This window comes from Desulfuromonas acetexigens (assembly GCF_900111775.1).
In the GTDB taxonomy this organism is placed as follows: Bacteria; Desulfobacterota; Desulfuromonadia; order Desulfuromonadales; family Trichloromonadaceae; genus Trichloromonas; species Trichloromonas acetexigens.
Genome location: NZ_FOJJ01000023.1, coordinates 289,190 through 310,049, shown reverse-complemented (window position 1 = coordinate 310,049; position 20,860 = coordinate 289,190). Strand labels below are relative to the sequence as shown.

Below are 20,860 nucleotides of genomic sequence, written 5' to 3'. Positions count from 1 at the left end.
CACGGAAATATTCATGGGTTACGAGTGGTTCGTCAGTCTGCGCTACCTGCGGGCCAAGCGCAAGCAGACCTTTATCTCGGTCATTTCATTCATTTCCATTGCCGGCGTGACCCTCGGGGTGGCGGCTCTGATCGTCGTTCTCGCGGTCATGACCGGCTTCCACGACGGCGTCCGTCAGCAGATTCTCGGCAACATCCCTCACATCCTCGTCCAGAAGCACGGCGAGGAGATCTCCGGCTATCCGCAGTTGATCGAGCAGGCGCTGGCCGCCTCGCCGCGGATCAAGGAGGCCCGCCCCTACGTCTCGAAGGAGGCGATGCTCCTGTCGCGCAACAACGTGGCGGCGGTGAGCGTCAAAGGGGTGGAACGGGGCAATAAGGTCTTCGATCAGCCTTTTCTCACCGTCGATGCCCGGGATGTGCAGGACCTGGTCTTCACGGAAGGGGAGGGGCTGCCCGGGTTGGTCATCGGTATCGATACGGCGGCCACTCTTGCCGTGGCGGTGGGGGATGTGATCAACGTCATTCCGCCCATGTTCACCATCACCCCCTTCGGCATGATCCCCAAAATGAAACCCTTCCGGGTGGTGGCCATCACCAGCCGGCGCGGCGGTTTTCTCGATACCTATTACGCCTATATGGCTTTGCCCCAGGCGCAACTGCTGATCGACGCCGGGGAACGGGTTTCCGGGATCGAGATCGAGGTCGATTCCTTCGACCACGCCACGTCGGTGGCTCAGGAGCTGCGCGGCGTCTTCGCCTATCCGCATGTGGTGCGTTCCTGGGAGGATCTCTTCGGTTCTTTCCTCTCGGCTCTCAAGCTGGAGAAGCTTGGCCTGTTCATCGTTCTCGGCATCATCGTGCTCGTAGCGGCCTTCAACATCGCCACCACCCTGATCATGGTGGTCATGGAAAAACATAAGGATATCGCCATACTACGTTCGGTTGGGGCGACCTCGCGGAGCATTATGGCCATCTTCGTACTCGAAGGCTGCATCATCGGCACCCTCGGCACCTCCCTGGGGACCGCCCTCGGTCTGCTGCTGGCGAAGAATGCCGACCCGATCATCAAGTGGATCGAGGGGACCTTCGGCCTGCGTATTTTCGACCAGGCGGTCTACGGCATGGATCACTTCCCTTCGGTGGTCAATTCCCAGGATGTGATCGCTGTGGTCATCGTCGCCATGAGTATCTCCCTGTTGGCTACCATTTACCCGGCCTGGCGGGCGGCGCGCATGGACCCCGCCGAGGCGCTGCGTTATGAGTGAGCGAGAACTGACGTGATAGAAGCGCAAGGACTGAACAAAAGTTTCGGTACCATCGACGGGCGCGTCGAGGTCTTACGCGGCATCGACCTCCGTATCGAGCGAGGGGAGCGGGTCGGCGTGGTCGGCACCTCGGGAGCCGGCAAGACCACCCTCATGCACATCCTCGGTGCCCTCGACCGGCCGACCTCGGGGACGGTACGGTTCGACGGGGAGGATATCTTCGCTCTCAAGGGGGCGCCCCTCGACGGTTTCCGCAACCGCACCGTCGGCTTCGTCTTCCAGTTCCATCAGCTCCTCCCCGAGTTCACCGCCCTGGAAAACGTCATGATGCCGGCATTGGTGGCGCGCAAGAGTTTCCGCGAAGCCATCCCCATGGCGACGAAATTGCTCGGGGAGGTCGGCCTCGGCCACCGGCTCAAGCACAAGCCGGGGCAGCTTTCCGGTGGCGAGCAGCAACGCGTGGCCATTGCCCGCGCCCTGGTCATGTCGCCGCGGGTGCTGTTGGCCGACGAACCGACGGGCAACCTGGACAGCGGCACTTCCGGCGATATCTTTCGCCTGCTCGACGAGATCCACCAGGCCCGGGAATTGACCATGGTGGTGGTGACCCACAGCGAAACCCTGGCCGGCCGTCTCGACCGGGTGCTGCACATGGTCGACGGGCGTCTGGCTTCTTGAGCTCCCGCTAACGGCGCCGATGATCTTGCCGGTTTTTGGTTTGCACGGCGCCATGGATTAACTTATAATACCGCGATTTTTATCTTGCTACGCTTCTCCTGGAGATCTTGAATGCTGTTACGACTGCTGACAATCCTGCTGCTGTTGCCATCCCTTGCCTGGTCCGCCGCGACGACCATCGGCGAGGTTCGCATCGAGGGAGCCGTTCGGGTCGAACAGTCGGCAATCCGAGCACTGCTTGCGGCCAAGGCCGGCGCGGCCTATGAGCCAGAGACGGTCGACCGGGACTTGCGGGCCATCTTCGGCATGGGCCGGTTCAAGGATGTCGGCGCCGAGATCGAAGAGCAAGAGGGCGCGGTTCTGCTCATCTACCGCGTGGTGGAACGCCCCCTGGTGCGCAAAGTCGAATTCGCCGGCAACGACGAGTTCTCGGTGGACAAGCTGCGCGGCCTGGCGGTAGTGAAAACCCCGGACATCTACGATCCGGCGCTGGTCGACAAAAGCGTCGAAGCTTTGCGCGGAGCCTATCGCGAGGAAGGCTACCACGCCGCGGAAATCACCTCCCGGGTCGAGATCGACGACCGCAACGAGGCGACCGTCACCTTTGACGTCAAGGAGGGGGACAAGGTTCTGGTCGATCTCATCCGCTTCGAAGGCAACACCGTCTTCACCGACAAAGAGTTGCGCAAGGCCATGGAAACCCGGGAGCGCTGGTTTCTGTCCTGGATGACCGGGCGCGGCAAGTTCAACGAGGACGTGCTCAAGGACGACCTGGAACGGGTCGCCGATCTCTACTACAATGTCGGCCATGTGCGGGTGAAGGTGCGGCAGCGCCATGCCAAGCTCACGGACGACAACAAGCACATGGATATCCTCATCGAGGTCGAGGAAGGACCCCAGTTCAAGGTCGGCAAACTCGATGTCAATGGGGATCTGCTCAAGGACAAGGCGGATATCCTCAACCTGTCCCTGCTCAAGGAGGAGGAGGTTTTCAGCCGCAAGCTGCTGCGCGAAAGCGTGACGGCTATCAGCGATCTCTATGCTGATCAGGGCTATGCCTACGTTAACGTGACGCCGGTGACCAAAGTTGATGGCGAGCGCCTGCTCATCGATGTCGCCTACGATGTCGAGCAGGGTTCCCAGGTTACCATCGATCGCATCAACATCGCCGGCAACACCAAGACCCGCGACAAGGTCATCCGCCGTGAGCTGAAGGTTACCGAAGGTGAGCTTTACAGCGCCTCCAAGCTCAAGGACAGTCGGCGCCGGGTGAACAATCTCGGTTTCTTCGAGGAGGTCAACCTCACCAACAAAAAGGGGACGGATGATTCTCATATGGAGGTGAATGTCGACGTCAAGGAGCGTCCGACCGGAACCTTCAGTCTCGGCGCCGGTTATTCCTCGGTGGACGGCGTCATCGGCCAGGGCTCCATCTCCCAGGACAACTTCCTGGGTAAATCCTGGAAACTTAACCTGGCCGGCTCCTTCGGCGGCAAGAGCACGACCTATCAGATCGGCCTGCTCGACCCCTATTTTCTCGACATGAACCTGGCGCTCGGTTTCGATCTCTATCGGACCAACCGCGAATGGAACGACTTCACCCGCGATGCGACCGGCGGCGCGGTCAAGCTCGGTTTTCCGGTGGGGGAGGACAATCGCGCCTTCTTCACCTATCGTCTTGAGCAGAAGGAAATCTCCGACGTCGACGATACGGCGACTCAGACCCTCAAGGACGAGGAAGCCAAAGGCAAGGTCCTGGTTTCTTCGTTACTCTCTTCCTTCACCCGCAACACCACCGATTACCACATGGACCCGACGACCGGTTATGTCGCGGAAGGTTCCGTCGAATTCGCCGGACTCGGCGGCGACGAGAAGTTCGTGAAGTACATCGCCGACTACCGCCATTTCTGGCCGGTTTTCTGGAGCACGGTCTTTTCCGTCCACGGCCAGGTCGGCTATATCTCGCAACTCGGCGGCGAGGAGATCCCCGTCGACGAACGCTTTTACCTCGGCGGCCTCAACTCCCTGCGCGGCTTCAAGAGCCGCGAAGTCGGTCCCTACGATTTGGCCAACGACGAGTTCACCGGTGGCGACAAGGCCGCTTTTTTCAACATCGAATATCTTTTTCCGATTCTCAAGGATGCGGGGCTCAAGGGGGTGGTGTTCTTCGATGGCGGCAACGCCTGGGGTGAGGATGAGGAATATTTTTCCGAAATGCGTTACAGTGTCGGCGCGGGGCTGCGCTGGATGAGTCCGATGGGACCGCTGCGCCTGGAGTGGGGGTATAACCTCGACCCCATGGACTACGAAGATACCTCGGAATTCGAGTTTTCAATTGGCAAATTCTATTAAAGAGCAAGGAGATCTGGTATGAAAAAAATGGTTGGGTTGATTCTGGTTGGCCTCCTGGCAATGGCGACTTCCTCTTTCGCGGCTGGCGACAAGATCGGCTTTGTCGATCTGCAGAAGGCTTTGAACTTCTCCCAGGCGGGCAAGGCGGCCAAGGAGACGATTTCGAAGAAGGTCAAGGATTACGAAGGGACCATCGAAGGAAAGAAGTCCGAGTTGCAGAAGCTCAAGGATGAACTGGAGAAGCAGGCGGTCCTTCTTTCCGAGCAGGCGCGCGCCGAGAAAGAGCGGGACTACCAGCAGAAACTGAAGGATTTCCAGCGTTTCACCAAGGATATTCAAGAAGAGCTGCAACGTTCCGACGCGGATTACACCCGCCAGATCCTGGAGAAGGTTCTCAAGCTGATCGCTGAAATGGGTAAGGCGCAGGGCTACACCGTGATCCTGGAAAAATCGGAAAGCTCCCTGCTCTATGCCGACGACCAGATCGATCTGACCGACGCGGTGATCAAGGCCTACGATGAGCAATACAAGAAGGGCGGCAACTAGAAAGGGGAGGCTGTATTGGCTACGCTGAAGGAACTGGCCGCGCTGGTCGGCGGCAAGGTCGTGGGCGACGAGCAGCTTGAAGTGACCCGGGTGGCGCCCTTGGGCGCCGCCCGTCCCGGGGATGTCACCTTTGTGGCCTCCCCGAAGCATCTCGCCGGACTCAAGGGAACTCAGGCTTCCGCCGTGATTCTCTTTCCCGGGGCGGATTCCGGTCCTCTTCCCGCGATCGTCTGTGACAATCCCTATCTGGCTTTTGCCAAGGTTCTGACCCATTTGCAGGTCCGTCGCCCCGCTCCCCGGGGGATTCTTCCCGGAGCGCAGGTCGCCGGCAGCGCGCAACTGGCCGCCGATGTGACGATTCATCCTGGCTGCGTGGTCGGCGAGCGGGTATGCGTCGGCGCCGGCACCATTCTCTATCCCAATGTCGTTATTTATGACGATGTCGTTATCGGCGATGACTGTACCCTCCATGCCGGGGTCATTGTCCGCGAAGGTTGCCGCATCGGCCACCGGGTGATTCTCCAACCAGGCGCCATCATCGGCTCGGACGGCTTCGGTTTCGCTCCCGATGGTGAACGCTATTTCAAGATTCCCCAGGTCGGTATCGTCGAGATTGAGGACGACGTGGAGATCGGCTCGGCCACCTGCGTCGATCGCGCCGCCTTGGGCGTCACTCGCATCCGTCGGGGGGTAAAGATCGACAACCTGGTGCAGATCGCCCACAACGTGGTGGTCGGCGAGGACACGGTGATCGTCGCCCAGGTCGGGATCGCCGGCAGCACCGAGATTGGCCGTCACTGCACCTTCGGTGGGCAATCGGGAACGGCGGGGCATCTGAAAATCGGCGATCATGTCACTGTTGGCGGGCGCGGCGCCGTCGCCGGCCATGTGCAGTCCAAAAAGATCATTTCCGGAACCCCGGCGATCGACCATCAGGACTGGCTGAAAGCCTCCCTGGTCTTCGCCAAGCTTCCGGAACTGCGCCGGGAAATCAATCGGCTCAAACGTCAGCTTGATGAGCTCACGGATAAAATGAAGGAGAGTTGAAGCAGATGGTTCTGAATACCGTGGAAATCATGAAGCACCTGCCCCACCGTTACCCCTTTCTGCTGGTCGACAAGATCATTGAAGTCGAAGCGGGCAAGCGGATCGTCGGGGTCAAGAACGTCACCATCAACGAACCTTTCTTCCAGGGGCATTTCCCCGGGCACCCGATCATGCCGGGCGTTCTCATCATTGAAGCGATGGCCCAGGTCGGCGGTCTCTTTGCCCTGATCAGCGGGGAGGTTGGGGAAGACAAGGTGACCTATTTCGTCGGCATCGACAATGCCAAGTTTCGCAAGCCCGTGGTTCCCGGAGATACCCTGCGCTTCGAGCTGGAGAAGGTCAGTTGCCGGCGCGGGATCTACTGTTTTGCCGGCAAAGCCTATGTGGAAGGCGTTCTCGTGGCCGAGGCGGAACTGAAGGCGACCTTCGCTGATCGTTAGGGAGAGGGCCGTTCTCCGTCCTTTCCCTGGTTACCGCTTCCCGCCGTCCCGCTGTTTCGTTTTCTTCTCACGCCCAGGATCGTCATGATACATTCCACAGCTATTGTTCATCCCGGAGCGCGTATTGCCGAAGGTGTCGGCATCGGCCCTTATTCGGTCATCGGTGAGCATGTCGTCATCGGTGCCGGAACCGTCGTCGGTCCCCATGTGGTGATCGAAGGCTTCACCGAAATCGGTCGCGACAACCATATTTTCCAGTTCGCTTCGGTCGGTGCCGCCCCCCAGGATCTCAAATTTCGCGGCGGCGAAACCCGCCTGCGCATCGGTGACCGCAATACTGTGCGCGAGTTCGTGACCCTGCACTGCGGCACCGAGGACGGCGGTGGTGAAACGACCATCGGTAACGACAATCTTTTTCTGGCCTATTCCCACGTCGCGCACGATTGCCATGTGGCGAACCGGGTCATCCTTTCCAACGGCGCCACCCTCGCCGGCCATGTCCGAGTTGACGAATTCGCCATTCTCAGCGGCTTGTGCGCCGTTCATCAGTTCACCCGCATCGGTTGTCACGTCATGGTCGCCGGCGGTTCCATGGTGGCGCAAGATGTCGCTCCCTATACCATGGTTCAGGGGGATCGGGCCAAGACCGTCGGGCTCAACCTCGTCGGCCTGAAGCGGCGGGGCTTTTCCGAGGAAACTCTGCGGGTCATCAAGAAGGCCTATCGTCTGGTCTTCCGTTCGGGACTCAAGGTGGAAGAGGCTTTGGCCCGCATTGATGCCGAACTGGAGAACATTCCCGAACTCGAGGTCTTCGTCGAGTTTATCCGGCAGAGCGAACGGGGCGTTGCCCGTTAGTCGGCTGATGAAAAACGCCCATCTCCGGCGTTGCCCTCAACCTCGAAAAAAGGGTTTTTCAACAAGCGTCACGAGGTAGTCATCATGGGTAAATTGCGTGCGGCGGTCATCGGGGTTGGTTATCTGGGTCGGTTCCATGCCCAGAAATTTGCCATGCTCGACGATGTGGAGCTGGTCGGCGTGGTCGATGCCAGTGCCGAGCGGGCCGCCGAGGTTGCTGCCGAGGTAGGGACAAGGGCCTTCACCGATCATCGGGAGGTGCTGCCGCTGGTCGATATGGTCTCGGTGGTGGTGCCGACCCAGTTCCATTTCGAGGTGGCCCGCGACGCTTTCGACGCCGGCTGCCATGTCCTTTTGGAAAAGCCGGTGACCCGGACCGTCGAGGAGGCCGACCGGCTTGTCACCTTGGCCCGGGAAAAGAACCGGATCTTCCAGGTTGGTCATCTCGAACGCTTCAATCCGGCGATTCTGGCCTTACGCGGGGTGATCAACAATCCCCGTTTCATCGAATCCCACCGTCTGGCGCCCTTCAAACCGCGTGGGACCGATGTCAACGTGGTCCTCGATCTGATGATCCACGATATCGACATCATCCTGAGCATTGTCGGCTGTCCGATCAAGACCGTGAATTCCGTGGGCGTTCCCGTTCTTTCCTCGGAGGTCGACATCGCCAACGCCCGCCTGCAGTTCGAGAACGGCTGCGTAGCCAACGTCACCGCCAGCCGGGTCAGCCGGGAGGCGATGCGCAAGGTCCGGATTTTCCAGCCCGACGCCTACATTTCCATCGACTACCAGGAGCGTAAGATCGCCATTTACCGCAAGCTGGAAGGGGAGTCGATGATTCCCGGACTGCCCAACATCACCATGGAGCAGAAGAGTTTCGAGCAGAGCGATGCCCTGCTTGAAGAAGTCCGTTCCTTTATTGAAGTGGTGAAGACAGGCGGTCGGCCGTTGGTCTCCGGCGAGGATGGGCGGCGGGCTCTGGAAGTCGCTCTGCAGATCAACACCCGCCTCTGATCGCGGATTCGAATTTGCGAAAGAATGCGACGGCGATGCTCCCACCGATGGGCCTCGCTGTTCGTTTTTGAAGCCATCCACCTTGATGTTTTTTGCGAAAGCATCAACCGAAATAAAGGGATAAACACATGAACATACCGATGGTCGATCTCAAGGGGCAGTTTCGGGAGTTGCAGGCACAGATCGAGGCGGGATTCCGCGAGGTCTGCGAAACCACCCAGTTCATCCTCGGGCCGCGCGCCAAGGCCTTCGAGGAGGAAGTCGCCGCCTACTGCGGGGTCAAGCACGCCATCGGCGTCGCCTCCGGTACCGACGCCCTGCATCTGGCCCTGCGCGCCGCCGGCATCGGCCCCGGAGACGAGGTCATCACCACCCCCTTTACCTTCATCGCCACCGCCGAGGCGATCTCCTATGTGGGGGGGACACCGATTTTCGTCGATATCGACCCGGCGACCTTCAATATCGACGTCAACCTCATCGAAGCGGCGATCACCGACAAAACCCGCGCCATCCTGCCGGTGCATCTCTTCGGCCAGCCCGCTGACCTGGCACCGATGGCCGCCCTCTGTGAAAAATATTCCCTGAAACTGATCGAGGATTGCGCCCAGTCCTTTGGCGCCGAGTATGGCGGCAAGAAATCTGGCGCCTTCGGCGACCTCGGTTGTTTTTCCTTCTTTCCCAGCAAGAATCTCGGCGGCTACGGCGACGGCGGCATGGTCGTCACCGACAACGATGCCTTCGCCAATAAAGTGCAGGTGCTGCGCAATCACGGCAGCCGGGTGCGCTACCATCACTCGACTATCGGCTACAACAGCCGTCTCGACGAGATGCAGGCGGTGGTCCTGCGCGCCAAGCTTCCCCATCTCGACGACTACAACCGCAAGCGGCGCCGTAACGCCCACCTCTACAGCGAGCGCCTCAAGGGGAGCCCGATTCTTCCTCCCGCCGAGGACGGCAAGGGGTCGCACGTCTACCACCAGTACACCGTGCTCAGTCCCCGTCGCGACGAACTGCAACAGGTTCTGACCGCCGCCGGCATCGCCTGTGCCGTCTATTACCCCATTCCCCTGCATCGCCAGGAGGTTTATGGCGAACTTTGGGCGGGTCGGAACTTCCCCGTGGCCGAGCAGGTCGCGGAGCAGGTTCTCTCCCTGCCCATGTATCCCGAGTTGACTGCGGACCAAGTGCATCGGGTCTGTGATGTTCTGCTCGACGCGGTGAAGTGATTTCGTGTATTTCGGTGATAAAAAACGCAAAGCCCTGATCGTCACCGGCGAGGCTTCGGGCGATCTGCACGGCGCCAACCTCATCCGGGCGGCGGCCGCCATCGATCCGGATCTGACCTTTTTCGGGGTTGGCGGCTCGCGGATGCAGGCGGCGGGGTGCGAGATCCTGATCCCCGGCGACAGCATCTCGGTAATGGGTCTGGTCGAGGTGATCGGGCATTTCCCGGTGATCTATCGGGCCTTTCAGCGCCTCAAGGGGGTTCTGCACGGTGCCGATCGCCCCGATGTGCTGATCTGCATCGACTTCCCCGATTTCAACCTGCGCCTGGCCCGCGAAGCGAAACGGGTGGGGATTCCCGTCCTCTATTACGTCAGCCCGCAGGTCTGGGCCTGGCGGCGAGGGCGGGTGAAGAAGATCGCGCGGCTGGTCGACCGCCTGGCGTCGATCCTTCCCTTCGAACCGGACTACTACCGGGGGTTGGATATTGAGGTCGAATATGTCGGCAATCCGCTCTTGGACGAGGCCCAGGTCCGGCAGGGGCGGGAAACGTTTCGCGCCGAGCATGGGCTGATCGGGGAGGGGCCGGTGCTTGGACTTTTTCCCGGCAGCCGCCGCAACGAGCTGCGCTACAACCTGGAAACCATCCTGGCAACGGCCGCGGCGGTGCTGCGCGAGGAACCGGGAGCCCGTTTTCTTTTGCCGGTCGCCCCCTCCCTGGGACGGCCCCTCATCGCCGAGCGCCTCTCGGGCTCGGCCCTGCCCGTGACCCTGGTCGAAGAGAGCATCTACGACGTGGCCAACGCCTGTGATGCGGTCCTCTGTGTCTCCGGCACCGTGACCTTGCAGGTCGCCTTGGTCGGTACGCCTTTGGCCATCCTCTACAAAATGGCGCCGCTGACCTATGCCATCGGTCGACGGCTGGTCAAGGTGCCCTTCATCGGGCTGGTCAACATCGTTGCCGGCGAGAGCGTGGCGCGGGAGTTCATCCAGCATGAGGCCTCGCCGGAAAACCTGAGTGCCGAACTGCTGCGCCTGCTCAGGGACGGGGATTATGCCGCGCGCATGCGCGAGCAACTCTCCCGGGTGCGGGAAAAAATGGGGGAGCCGGGTTGTTCCGGCCGGGTGGCGCTGATGGCATCGGAGATGAGTCGCGGGATTGTTCGCCGGGGGCGCGTCAAGTGAAAGAACGACAGTACCACTCTTATCGCCGGCTGCTGCGCTATTCCCGGCCCTACGTCTGGCGCATCGCCCTGGCCATGGTCGCTTCCCTCGGCGTCGCCGGTTCGGATGTCGCCCTGGCCAAGCTGGTGGAGCCCTTCATCGATCAGGTGATTGGCGCCCGGGACTACGCCCTGGTCAACCTCGCCCCCTTTATCGTCATCGGTCTCGCGGTGATCAAGGGGGGATCCCGCTATGTGCAGGAATATTACATCAAGACCGCCGGCCTGTTGGTGGTGCAGGATATTCGTAACGACCTTTACCAGCATTCACTTTCGTTGTCCCTCGGCTTTTACTCGCGCTCCTCTACCGGCTCGCTGATGTCCTGCGTGCTCAACGATGTGGGGATTCTGCAGCGTTCCGCCGCCGATGTGCTGGTGGAAATCGTCCGCGAAGGCTCGACCCTCATCGGCCTGACCGCCCTGGCCTTCTATCAGGACTGGCGGCTGGCGCTTCTCGCCTTCTCCGTGCTCCCCCTCTCCGTCGTCCCCGCGACCGTCATCGGTCGGCGGATCAAGGACAATACCCGCAAGAGCCAGGGGGCCATGGGTAATCTCACCGGGGTCTTGCAGGAGAGTTTTTCCGGGGTTAAGGTGATCAAGGCTTTTGGCAGCGAAAAGGTCGAAGAAAAACGTTTCTACGATGAAAATCTCCGCTTCTACCATTTCATGCGTAAGGCTTTGAAATACGATTCAGCCTCGGCACCGATGATCGAGATCCTCGCCGCTTTCGGCGTCGCCGCCGTCGTCTGGTACGGGCTGCACCGCGTCCTTTCCGGGGAAACGAGCCAGGGGGAATTGCTCTCTTTTGTCGCGGCCATCGGCATGATGTACGGCCCTCTGAAAAAGCTCACCAAGATCAACAATAACGTGCAGCGGGCGGTCGGCGCGGCGGAACGGGTCTTCGACGTCCTCGATGAAAAGGTCGAGATCAAGGATGCTCCCGATGCCGTCGATCTGGGCCGGGCCCGGGGCGAGGTCGTCTTCGACCATGTCGATTTTGCCTACGGCGACGAGCCGGTCCTGAAGGACTTTTCCGTCACCGCTTCCCCCGGCGAGGTGGTCGCCATCGTCGGCCCGAGCGGCGCGGGCAAATCGACCCTGGTCGGGCTTTTGGCCCGTTTCTACGACCCCCGCGCGGGGCGGATTCTCATCGATGGGATCGATCTGCGACGGCTGTCGCAGAAGTCCCTCAAGGCGAATATCGCCTATGTCGATCAGGAGACCTTCCTTTTCAATCGTTCCATCGCTGAAAATATCCGCTACGGTCGGCCGGAGGCGACCGATGCGGAAGTTGCCTATGCCTCCCGCATGGCCTTTGCCGAGGACTTTATCGGCCAGGCCCCCGACGGTTACCGGACGGAGATCGGCGATCGCGGGGCGCGCCTTTCCGGCGGGCAACGGCAGCGGATCTGCATCGCTCGCGCCCTGCTCAAGGATGCGCCGATTCTGATTCTCGACGAGGCGACCAGCGCCCTCGATACGGAGAGCGAAGCCATGGTGCAGAAGGCGTTGCTCAACCTGATGGAGAATCGCACGACCTTCGTCATCGCCCACCGTCTGTCCACGGTCATGCATGCCGACAAAATCGTGGTCATGGCCGACGGCGAGATTCAGCAGGTCGGCACCCACGCCGAACTGCTGCGTCAGGGCGGACTTTACAAACGACTTTACGACATGCAGTTTCAGGAGCAGCCCGAGCCTTGACCGCCCTGCGCGAAAAATATCTGAAGCCCGCCCTCGACGGGCTGTTGCTCAACGTCGCGCCCCGGCTCGCCGCCGTCGTCATCCGCTTGTTACGCCGCAGCCTGCGCATCGACTTCGTTGGCGAGGAACATCCCCGGGCCTACTGGGACAAAGGGGAAGCGGTGATTCTCGCCTTCTGGCACGACCAGTTGCTGCTCATGGTCGAGGGCTATCGCGGGCCCGGCGCGCGGATTCTCATCAGCGCCTCCAAGGATGGCGAGCTCATCGCCCGGACCATGGAGCAGTTCGGTCAGGGAGCGGTGCGGGGCTCCTCCAATCGCGGCGGCCGCCAGGCCTTTCGCGAACTGGTGGAGTTGGCCCGGCAGCCCTTTGATCTGGTCTTTACCCCGGATGGCCCGAAAGGCCCCCGCCATCAGGTCAAAGAAGGGGTGGTGCAGCTGGCGCGGATCTCCGGACGGCCGGTCGTTCCCATGGCCTTTGTTGCCAGTTCCGGCCATCGCTTCGCTTCCTGGGACCGGTTTCTGCTCCCTTATCCCTTCGGTCGCGGGGTCTTTGCTTTCGGCCCGGCCCTGCTTTTCGAAAAAGGGGAGGAGCCCGAGGCGTTCCGCCTGCGTCTGCAGGCGGCGCTGGAGGACAACCATCGCCGGGCCCGAGCCCGTCTGGAGGAATACGGTGTATCTGCTGTATGACCTGGTGCTGCTGGCTTCGGCGGCGGTTCTGATTCCCTACTACCTCTTCCGGGGTTGGCGCCAGGGCAAGGTGCGGCGCGGCATCCGCGAGCGCCTCGGCTTCTATACGGCGGGGCAGCTCGCCCAGGTTGCCGGGCGCAAGGTGCTCTGGGTGCATGCCGTCTCCGTCGGCGAGACGCGGGCGGCGGTCCCCCTGCTGAAGCGGCTCAAGAGCCTTTATCCCGAGCATCTGCTCGTTCTTTCCAACGTCACCGAAACCGGCCATCAGATCGCCCGGGATCTGCGCGAAGTCGATCTCTGTCTCTTCTTCCCCTTTGACCTTTCCTGGGTGGTCCAGCGGGTGCTGCGTCAGGTGCGCCCCGATGCCGTCATTATCGTCGAAACGGAAATCTGGCCCAACTTCATCCACGGCGCCAGCCGAGCGGGAATTCCGGTGATTCTGGTGAACGGACGGATTTCCGACCGCTCCTTTCCCCGCTACCGCCTCGCCCGCAAACTTATCGCGCCGATCCTCGACCAGATCGACGCCTTTTGCATGCAGACCGAACTCGACGGGGAGCGGATCGTCGCCATGGGCGCCCGGTCGGAACGGGTTTCGGTCACCGGCAATCTCAAGTTCGACATGCAGGTCCATCCCGTCGACAGTGCCGAGCGGGAGCGGTTGCGGGGCGCTTTTCGTCTCCCCGAAGGGGCTGTCATCTGGGTCGCCGGCAGTACCCACGCCGGTGAGGAAGAGATCGTCACCGCCGTCTATCGGGATCTGGTCGCTGCGGGCGAATCGCTCTTTCTGATACTGGTTCCCCGCCATCCCGAGCGTTGTCGCCCCGTCCGGGAGATGCTCGCCGGCCAGGGGATCGATGTCGGTCTGCGCAGTGCCCTGGAGGAGAGGCAAAGCCCCTTTTCTCCCGGCGAGATCCTGCTGGTCGACACCCTGGGCGAGATGCTCACCTTTTACGCTTTGGCCGACCTGGTTTTCGTCGGCGGTAGCCTGGTGCCGGTCGGTGGGCACAACGTTCTCGAAGCTTCACTTGTTGAAAAGCCCGTTGTTTTCGGAAGTTACATGCATAACTTCAAGGAGATCTCAAGCCTGCTGCTGAATGAGGGGGCGGGGCTGATGGTCAACGACCGACTGGAGCTGCTGGGCGCGATGCGGCAACTGCTCGGGGACGCGGCGCGGCGCACGGCCATGGGCCGGTCCGGGGCCGGGCTGCTCGAACGCAACGCCGGTGCCACGGATAAAACCATCGCGGTCATCGACCGTCTGGTGCGCTGAGCCGATGCCGTCCCTTTTCCAGTGGTATCGACCGGTATGGACGGAGGGGCCGCGCACCCAGGCGCAGCATCTGCTCTATCGAGTCCTTTCCCCCTTCAGTGAGCTTTACGGCCGGGTAGGGCAGGTACGGGTCGCGTTGTATCAGCGCGGCCTTTTACGGTCCCACAATTTTCCCGTCCCGGTCATTTCCATCGGCAATCTCGCCGTCGGCGGGACCGGCAAAACCCCGACCGTCGACTGGGTCGCCCGTTACTGCCAGGGGCGGGGACGGCGGGTGGCGGTGGTCAGTCGCGGCTACGGCGGTCGTGGCGCCAGTGATGTCGCCGTGGTCAGCGATGGGCGGCAACTCCGCCTTTCCCCCGAGGTCGCCGGTGACGAGCCGGTGCTCCTCGCCCGGCGCAATCCGCAACTGATCGTGGTCGCCGCCCCCCGGCGCGCGCAAGGGGTGTGGACGGCCATCTTGGAACTCGGCGCCGATTTGATTATCCTCGATGACGGCTTTCAGCATCTGGCGGTTAGGCGCGATCTTGATATCGTCCTGCTCGACGCGAAACGTCCCTTGGGCAACGGTCGGGTTCTGCCGGCCGGACTGCTGCGGGAGTTCCCCGAGGCGCTCGCGCGCGGCGACCTCTTCATTCTGACCCGGGCCGATGAGGAGACCGTTCCCCCGGATCTTCCGGGGCCGGTCCTGACCAGTCGCCATCGCCTTGCCGACCGGGTGACGGCCCTGGACGGTAAATCCCTTTCCTTCGATTCCCTGCAGGGGAAACGGCTGGTCGCCTTCGCCGGCATCGCTGATCCAGAGGCGTTTTTCAGCGATCTCCGGGGTAAGGGGTTGACCGTGAGTGAAACCTTGGCTTTTCCCGACCATGTGACGTACAATCGGGCGGAACTGGCCAGTATTAATGCCGCTGGTGGCGATCTTCTGCTGACCACGGAAAAGGACGCGGTCAAGTTGCGCGCCGCCGACTTTACCGTCCCCTGCTGCCAGGTGCCGCTGGAATTGACTTTTGATCGCCCCGAGCTGTTGACCGCCCATCTCGACCGCTTGACGGCCAAGGAGAGAACCATGCCGATTAAACAGGAACTGCTCGATATCCTCGCCTGCCCCCAATGCAAAGGGCCGGTGCGGCTGCGTGACGACCAGCAGGCGCTGGTCTGCAACGCCTGCCGTCTGGCCTACCCGATCCGCGATGACATCCCGGTGATGCTCATCGATGAGGCGACTAAAATCGGTGAGGAGTAGGGAGTAGGGAGTAGGGAGTAGGGAGTAGGGAGTAGGGAGTAGGGAGTAGGGAGTAGGGAGTAGGGAGTAGGGAGTAGGGAGTAGGGAGTAGGGAGTAGGGAGTGCTGCGAGGATTTTTTGAAACCTTTGAACCGACTTGAAATAAAACGGATTCTGCTCCGTTCCACCAACTGGATCGGCGATGCGGTCATGACCACTCCGGCGATGGGTGTGGTCCGTCGCTACTTTCCCGATGCCGAGATCGTGGTGGCGGCCAATCCGCTGGTGGCGCAGCTCTTCAGCCATCATCCCGATTGCGACCGGGTGTTGGTCTACGACCGCAAAGGGGCCCATCAGGGTCCGGGGGGATTTTTCAAGTTCGTCGGCGAACTACGGCGCGAGCGCTTCGATCTCGCTATCCTCCTGCAGAATGCCGTCGAGGCGGCGATTCTCGCCACCCTGGCCGGGATTCCCCGTCGCGCCGGCTATCGCAGTGACGGCCGGGGACTGCTCCTTAGCCACGGTGTTCCCGTCGGCGCGGCAGAAAAACGCCTGCATCACACCGACTATTACCTGCGTATGCTCAGCGGCGTGGGGATCGTGGGCGAGACCGGCCCCCTGCAGCTGGCCTGCACCGCCGAGGAAATTGCCGAGGCCGAGGCGCGGCTCGGCGGGGGCCAATGGCTCGCCGTCAATCCCGGTGCCGCCTACGGTTCGGCCAAACGCTGGATACCGCAACGCTTCGCCGAGGTCGCCGACCGGCTGGCCGAGACCCACGGCTTGCGAGTGCTGCTCACCGGCGGCCCCGGCGAGATCGAGATTGGCCGCGACATCGCGCAGGCGATGACGCACCAGCCCCTGAATCTCATCGGCCAGACCCAGGTACGGGAGATGATGGCCTTGCTCTCCCGCTGTCGGCTGATGATCACCAACGATTCCGGGCCGATGCATGTCGCCGCCGCTTTCGGCGTGCCGCTGGTGGCGGTCTTCGGTCCCACTGATCACACCACCACTTCGCCTCTGTCCGAGCGGTCGCGCATCGTGTGCAAGCCGGTCGATTGCGCCCCCTGCTTGTTGCGTCAGTGTCCCACCGACCACCGTTGCATGGAAGCGATCGAGGTGGCTGACGTGCTCGCCGCCGCCGAGGAGTTGCTGAAGGGATGAAGGTGCTTATCGTCAAGATCAGTGCCCTCGGCGATGTGGTCCATGCCCTGCCGGTTCTGGCCTACCTCAAGAGCGCCGATCCCGCTGTGGAAATCGACTGGCTGGTGGAAAAATCCTTCGCCCCGCTGCTGGAGGGGCATCCCCTGATTCGCCGGGTGCATGCGCTGGAGATGAAATCCTGGCGGCGGCAAGGCTGGAAGCAGGCCGTTGTCGGCACCCTGGGAGTGATCCGCACCTTGCGCCGGGAGCGCTACGATCTCGTTCTCGACCTGCAAGGCAACAGCAAGAGCGGCCTCTTTACCCTCCTTTCCGGCGCGCCGCTGCGGGTCGGTTTTGACCGGGACGGGGTGCGCGAGTGGCCCAATCTCCTCGCCAGCAACCGCCGCGTTCCCCTGACCGCCGCCGACCATCACGTCGGCGCCCGCGCCCTGGCCCTGGCCCGGGCCGGTCTTCCCGGCGGCAATGCCGCCCCCCTGGCCGGGCCGCTCCCCGTCGATGCGCAAGCCCTGGCGAAGATCGAGGCGCTGCTGACGGAAGAGGGTCTGACTGGGAATCCGCTGGTCGTGCTGCATTACGGCACCACCTGGAAAACCAAGCTCTGGCCGCAGGACTCCTGGGAGCAACTGGTCGCCTTGTTGGCTGAAAAGGGTCTCCGGCCGATTCTGACCTGGGGGAACGCCGAGGAAGAGACGGCGGCCCGGGCGATTTTCGCGGCCAGCGAAGGGCAGGCGGTGATCTGGCCCCGTGGCAGCCTCAAGGAACTGGTCGCCCTGTTGAGCCGGGTCGATCTGGTCGTCGGCGCCGATACCGGCCCCGTGCATATCGCCGCGGCCGTCGACACCCCGACCGTTTCCATCTACCGCGTCACCGACGCCAAACGCAACGGCCCACGCGGCGAGAAGCACATCCGCCTGCAAGTCGATCTGCCCTGTTCCCCCTGCCTCAAAAAAACCTGCGAGCGCGATAATGAATGCGGCGCGAGGATCACTGTCGAGCAGGTGCTTGACGCCATGGCGACTCTTTGTCCGGCTTTGAGTTCCGACCCATGATCAATGTCCTGCATCTGATCCATAAATACCGGGGGGATTACCCTCTGCTCAACCAGCAGGTGAATCTCGATCCGGCCCGGTTTCGCACCGTTGTCTGTTATCTGAGCGGCGAAGACGATGGTCGCAACAGCCTTCCTGCAGCCGGCATCAAGACGCTCTATCTGGGTTTTAAACCGAAAAGTTTGCGATTGCATAACCTGTCCCTGCTCTGGCGTCTGAAAAGACTCATGGACAAGAACGACATCCATGTGGTGAACTGCCAGCAGCACCGCACCACTCCCCTCGGGGTGATTGCCGCGGGCATGGCCGGGAATAAACCCGCGGTCGTTTCCACTCTGCATGGGTTGGGGACAGCCAGTTCTATTCGTCGGAAATTGCTGAATTGGTTTCTTTATCGCTCATTGCATCGCGTCATTGCCATATCCAGAGGGGTTTCTGAGGATATTCGCCGTTCCAACTGGGGGGTGTCTGCTGACAAAGTGGTGACAGTACAAAATGGCTTGAATTATGATCGTTTCCTGGTGCCTCTTGCACGGGAAGAGGCCCGTCGGCAGCTGCTTCCCGAGATGTCGGACGGTTTTTGGTTCGGCACCGTCGGGCGTCTTTCTCCGGTGAAAAATCATACGACGATGCTTCACGCTTTTCAGCGCGTGACGCACGAACTTCCGAACAGTTTTTTGCTTGTCGTCGGAGATGGCGAATTGCGGGAGGAACTGGCGGCTCAGTGTGAGTCTCTGGGGATTGCCCGGCATGTACGTTTTCTCGGTTGGCGTCAGGATATCCCAAAGGTTTTGAAGTCTCTTGATGCCTTTCTTTTGCCTTCCCTGCGGGAAGGGTTACCTCTGGCGCTTCTGGAGGCCATGGCCTGTGGCCTCCCCGTGGTGGCTTCAGCCGTCGGCGGCATTCCCGAAGTTGTCGAGGATGAGGATTTCGCGCAGCTGGTCGATCCCGATGACAGTCGCGGGATGGCTGAAGCCATGCTACGACTGGCTCGTCTTTCCAACAGGGAATTACACATGCGTGGTGAAGCTGGCCGGCGGCGAGCATTGACCACATTTTCCGCTGAACGCATGATCGCCGGTTACGAACAGGTCTACCAGGAGGCCTATGAAGACTGGCTGAGACGTAATCCGGGGACAACTCGATGAGGCTGGCCTTCTGTCTCTTCAGATATTTCCCCTTCGGTGGGCTGCAGCGGGATTTTCTGCGTATCGCCCAAGCCTGTCGGGAGCGGGGCCACCAGGTCGACGTCTATACCATGGCTTGGGAAGGCGAGGTCCCCGAGGGCCTCAACCTGCATCTTCTGCAAACCACAGGTCTGACCAACCATGGACGGGCGCGGGCTTTTGCCCGGAAACTCTCCGAACGGCTAGCCGTTGGAGCCTACGCTGCCGTGGTCGGCTTCAATAAATTGCCGGGGCTGGATATTTATTTCGCCGCCGATCCCTGTTTCGCAGCCAGAGCGGAACAACGCGGCCCTCTGTACCGGCTGAGCGGCCGTTATCGAACGTACGCCGCCCTGGAGAAGGCGGTCTTCGATGTCCGGGCGCGCACTGAAATCCTTCTGATTTCCGAGGTCGAAAAGCCGAATTTCATCCGCCATTACGGCACTGACGAGGCGCGCTTCCACTTTCTGCCGCCGGGGATCTCCCGCGACCGCATGGCGCCGCCCGACGCCGAGGAGCGGCGGAAGCGTTTTCGCCAGGAACGGAACTTTGCCTCCGACGAACGGCTGCTGCTGATGGTCGGTTCAGGCTATCAGACCAAGGGGCTCGATCGGTCCATCCGTGCCTTGGCCGCTCTCCCCGAGGCCTTGCGCGTAACGACCCGGCTGCTGGTGGTCGGCAAAGGGAAGGGCGCTCCCTTCCTGCGCCTGGCCCGACAACTGGGGGTCGCAGAACGGGTGCATCTCTATGGGGGGCGCGACGACGTGCCCGACTTCCTGCTCGGCTCCGATCTGCTTATGCAACCGTCCTATTACGAGAATACCGGCACTGCCATCGTCGAGGCCCTGGCTTCCGGGCTGCCGGTTCTGGCCACCGCCAACTGCGGTTATGCCCACTATGTCGAGGATGCCGATGCCGGCAGGCTGGTCCCCATGCCCTTCGATCAGACGACGATGAACGCACTGCTTCTGGACCTTCTCACTTCCGGCGAACTCCCCCGCTGGCGGGAAAATGCCCTGGATTTCGCGACCCGCACCGATCTTTACAGCCTGCCGGAACGGGCCGCGGAGATCATCGAAGCGGTGGCTGACCGGAGGGGGGCATGATCTGGCTGCGTGACGACATGCGGGCGCTCTTTCCCGGGGAGGACGCCTTCGACCGCATACTCGATCTGCAGGGTGAAGTCTTCCGTGAGTTGGCCGGACGCCGGACGCTGCGGTTTTGCGTTGGCGAACGGAGCTATTTCGCTAAGCTGCATTTCGGTGTCGGCTGGCGTGAAATTTTCAAGAACCTTTGGCGCTTGCGCCAACCGGTTCTGGGCGCCGGTCAAGAGTGGCGGGCCATTCAGCGGTTCGAGGCGCTGGGGGTCGCGACCATGACTCTCGCCGCCTATGGGGAGCGGGGGGGTAATCCGGCCCAGCGGGAATCCTTTGTGATCACCGACGAACTGGTCAACACCATCAGCCTGGAAGACCTCAGCCGGAATTGGCGGAGCGTCCCTCCCGCACCGGGTTTCAAGCGGGCGCTGATTGCCAAGGTCGCGGAAATTGCCCGGACCCTCCATGAAAACGGGGTCAACCATCGGGATTTTTACCTCTGCCATTTTCTGCTGGAGCAAACCAGCGGCAGAGCCGGGCAGGGTAGGGTATCGCCCAGACTCCACGTAATCGATTTGCATCGGGTGCAGATTCGCCGCCGCACGCCAATGCGTTGGGTGATCAAGGATTTGGCCGGACTCTTCTTCTCAAGTCTGGATATCGGCCTGACCTCTCGGGATGTTTATCGTTTTCTGCGACACTACCGGCAGCGCAGCTTGCGGGAGATCTTTTCAGAAGAATCCCCGTTCTGGTCCCGGGTGGTGCGCCGCGCCGTGCGCCTCTACCAGCGGGACTTCAAACGCCCACCCAGGTTACCGAAGGGGCTGGGGAGCCCGGGTTAAGG

At 61.6% G+C, this 20,860-nt stretch carries 19 protein-coding genes; all 19 read left to right on the top strand.

Annotated features, from left to right (window positions below; all coding sequences use genetic code 11):
- Positions 1 to 13: 13 nt before the first annotated feature.
- A complete protein-coding gene (locus tag BQ4888_RS10420; protein WP_092057035.1) occupies positions 14 to 1,267 on the top strand; it encodes a lipoprotein-releasing ABC transporter permease subunit in 1,254 nt (417 codons plus the stop codon).
- A gap of 12 nt (positions 1,268 to 1,279) precedes the next feature.
- Positions 1,280 to 1,945, top strand: a complete 666-nt coding sequence (locus BQ4888_RS10415; RefSeq protein ID WP_092057033.1) for an ABC transporter ATP-binding protein — start codon at positions 1,280 to 1,282, stop codon at positions 1,943 to 1,945.
- A 111-nt stretch (positions 1,946 to 2,056) separates the two neighbouring features.
- The gene (gene bamA / locus BQ4888_RS10410) at positions 2,057 to 4,297 is read left to right on the top strand and encodes an outer membrane protein assembly factor BamA (protein ID WP_092057032.1); all 2,241 of its coding nucleotides are present in this window, start codon (positions 2,057 to 2,059) and stop codon (positions 4,295 to 4,297) included.
- An 18-nt stretch (positions 4,298 to 4,315) separates the two neighbouring features.
- On the top strand, positions 4,316 to 4,843 hold the full coding sequence (locus BQ4888_RS10405; protein ID WP_092057030.1) for an OmpH/Skp family outer membrane protein: 528 nt from the start codon (positions 4,316 to 4,318) through the stop codon (positions 4,841 to 4,843).
- Positions 4,844 to 4,858: 15 nt separating this feature from the next.
- Positions 4,859 to 5,890, top strand: coding sequence for a UDP-3-O-(3-hydroxymyristoyl)glucosamine N-acyltransferase (lpxD, locus tag BQ4888_RS10400; protein ID WP_092057028.1), 1,032 nt, complete (start codon positions 4,859 to 4,861; stop codon positions 5,888 to 5,890).
- 5 nt (positions 5,891 to 5,895) lie between these two features.
- A complete protein-coding gene (gene fabZ, locus BQ4888_RS10395; RefSeq protein WP_092057026.1) occupies positions 5,896 to 6,330 on the top strand; it encodes a 3-hydroxyacyl-ACP dehydratase FabZ in 435 nt (144 codons plus the stop codon).
- A gap of 84 nt (positions 6,331 to 6,414) precedes the next feature.
- Positions 6,415 to 7,185, top strand: coding sequence for an acyl-ACP--UDP-N-acetylglucosamine O-acyltransferase (lpxA, locus tag BQ4888_RS10390; RefSeq protein ID WP_092057023.1), 771 nt, complete (start codon positions 6,415 to 6,417; stop codon positions 7,183 to 7,185).
- 84 nt (positions 7,186 to 7,269) lie between these two features.
- The gene (locus BQ4888_RS10385) at positions 7,270 to 8,202 is read left to right on the top strand and encodes a Gfo/Idh/MocA family protein (protein ID WP_176374250.1); all 933 of its coding nucleotides are present in this window, start codon (positions 7,270 to 7,272) and stop codon (positions 8,200 to 8,202) included.
- A gap of 128 nt (positions 8,203 to 8,330) precedes the next feature.
- Positions 8,331 to 9,428 carry a DegT/DnrJ/EryC1/StrS family aminotransferase gene (locus BQ4888_RS10380; RefSeq protein ID WP_092057021.1) on the top strand — a complete coding sequence of 366 codons (1,098 nt, stop codon included), beginning with the start codon at positions 8,331 to 8,333 and terminating at the stop codon, positions 9,426 to 9,428.
- 4 nt (positions 9,429 to 9,432) lie between these two features.
- Positions 9,433 to 10,611 carry a lipid-A-disaccharide synthase gene (gene lpxB, locus BQ4888_RS10375; protein ID WP_092057019.1) on the top strand — a complete coding sequence of 393 codons (1,179 nt, stop codon included), beginning with the start codon at positions 9,433 to 9,435 and terminating at the stop codon, positions 10,609 to 10,611.
- Positions 10,608 to 12,353, top strand: coding sequence for an ABC transporter ATP-binding protein (locus BQ4888_RS10370; RefSeq protein ID WP_240746326.1), 1,746 nt, complete (start codon positions 10,608 to 10,610; stop codon positions 12,351 to 12,353). Before lpxB ends, BQ4888_RS10370 begins: the two co-directional genes overlap by 4 nt.
- Complete coding sequence (locus BQ4888_RS10365) at positions 12,350 to 13,042, top strand: lysophospholipid acyltransferase family protein (RefSeq protein ID WP_240746325.1); 693 nt, start codon at positions 12,350 to 12,352, stop codon at positions 13,040 to 13,042. Before BQ4888_RS10370 ends, BQ4888_RS10365 begins: the two co-directional genes overlap by 4 nt.
- Complete coding sequence (locus BQ4888_RS10360) at positions 13,026 to 14,315, top strand: 3-deoxy-D-manno-octulosonic acid transferase (RefSeq protein WP_092057017.1); 1,290 nt, start codon at positions 13,026 to 13,028, stop codon at positions 14,313 to 14,315. Before BQ4888_RS10365 ends, BQ4888_RS10360 begins: the two co-directional genes overlap by 17 nt.
- A gap of 4 nt (positions 14,316 to 14,319) precedes the next feature.
- Positions 14,320 to 15,561 (top strand): tetraacyldisaccharide 4'-kinase, encoded by a 1,242-nt coding sequence (lpxK, locus tag BQ4888_RS10355; RefSeq protein ID WP_092057015.1) that lies wholly within the window; start codon positions 14,320 to 14,322, stop codon positions 15,559 to 15,561.
- 126 nt (positions 15,562 to 15,687) lie between these two features.
- Positions 15,688 to 16,704: a lipopolysaccharide heptosyltransferase II gene (waaF, locus tag BQ4888_RS10345; RefSeq protein ID WP_276609549.1), complete on the top strand. Its 1,017-nt coding sequence runs from the start codon at positions 15,688 to 15,690 to the stop codon at positions 16,702 to 16,704.
- Entirely contained in the window at positions 16,701 to 17,753 is a 1,053-nt protein-coding gene (waaC, locus tag BQ4888_RS10340) for a lipopolysaccharide heptosyltransferase I (RefSeq protein WP_092057009.1), read from the top strand. Before waaF ends, waaC begins: the two co-directional genes overlap by 4 nt.
- A complete protein-coding gene (locus BQ4888_RS10335; protein WP_092057007.1) occupies positions 17,750 to 18,901 on the top strand; it encodes a glycosyltransferase in 1,152 nt (383 codons plus the stop codon). The genes waaC and BQ4888_RS10335 overlap by 4 nt, the downstream gene beginning before the upstream one ends.
- Positions 18,898 to 20,025 carry a glycosyltransferase family 4 protein gene (locus BQ4888_RS10330; protein WP_092057005.1) on the top strand — a complete coding sequence of 376 codons (1,128 nt, stop codon included), beginning with the start codon at positions 18,898 to 18,900 and terminating at the stop codon, positions 20,023 to 20,025. The genes BQ4888_RS10335 and BQ4888_RS10330 overlap by 4 nt, the downstream gene beginning before the upstream one ends.
- The gene (rfaP, locus tag BQ4888_RS10325) at positions 20,022 to 20,858 is read left to right on the top strand and encodes a lipopolysaccharide core heptose(I) kinase RfaP (protein WP_092057002.1); all 837 of its coding nucleotides are present in this window, start codon (positions 20,022 to 20,024) and stop codon (positions 20,856 to 20,858) included. The genes BQ4888_RS10330 and rfaP overlap by 4 nt, the downstream gene beginning before the upstream one ends.
- Positions 20,859 to 20,860: the final 2 nt, after the last annotated feature.

Excerpts from the sequence above, each read along its gene's own strand:
- BQ4888_RS10420 (WP_092057035.1), top strand. The coding sequence starts at position 14 with ATGGGTTACGAGTGGTTCGTCAGTCTGCGCTACCTGCGGGCCAAGCGC.
- bamA (WP_092057032.1), top strand. The coding sequence starts at position 2,057 with ATGCTGTTACGACTGCTGACAATCCTGCTGCTGTTGCCATCCCTTGCC.
- BQ4888_RS10405 (WP_092057030.1), top strand. The coding sequence starts at position 4,316 with ATGAAAAAAATGGTTGGGTTGATTCTGGTTGGCCTCCTGGCAATGGCG.
- fabZ (WP_092057026.1), top strand. The coding sequence starts at position 5,896 with ATGGTTCTGAATACCGTGGAAATCATGAAGCACCTGCCCCACCGTTAC.
- lpxA (WP_092057023.1), top strand. The coding sequence starts at position 6,415 with ATGATACATTCCACAGCTATTGTTCATCCCGGAGCGCGTATTGCCGAA.
- BQ4888_RS10385 (WP_176374250.1), top strand. The coding sequence starts at position 7,270 with ATGGGTAAATTGCGTGCGGCGGTCATCGGGGTTGGTTATCTGGGTCGG.
- BQ4888_RS10380 (WP_092057021.1), top strand. The coding sequence starts at position 8,331 with ATGAACATACCGATGGTCGATCTCAAGGGGCAGTTTCGGGAGTTGCAG.
- lpxK (WP_092057015.1), top strand. The coding sequence starts at position 14,320 with ATGCCGTCCCTTTTCCAGTGGTATCGACCGGTATGGACGGAGGGGCCG.
- waaC (WP_092057009.1), top strand. The coding sequence starts at position 16,701 with ATGAAGGTGCTTATCGTCAAGATCAGTGCCCTCGGCGATGTGGTCCAT.
- BQ4888_RS10335 (WP_092057007.1), top strand. The coding sequence starts at position 17,750 with ATGATCAATGTCCTGCATCTGATCCATAAATACCGGGGGGATTACCCT.
- BQ4888_RS10330 (WP_092057005.1), top strand. The coding sequence starts at position 18,898 with ATGAGGCTGGCCTTCTGTCTCTTCAGATATTTCCCCTTCGGTGGGCTG.
- rfaP (WP_092057002.1), top strand. The coding sequence starts at position 20,022 with ATGATCTGGCTGCGTGACGACATGCGGGCGCTCTTTCCCGGGGAGGAC.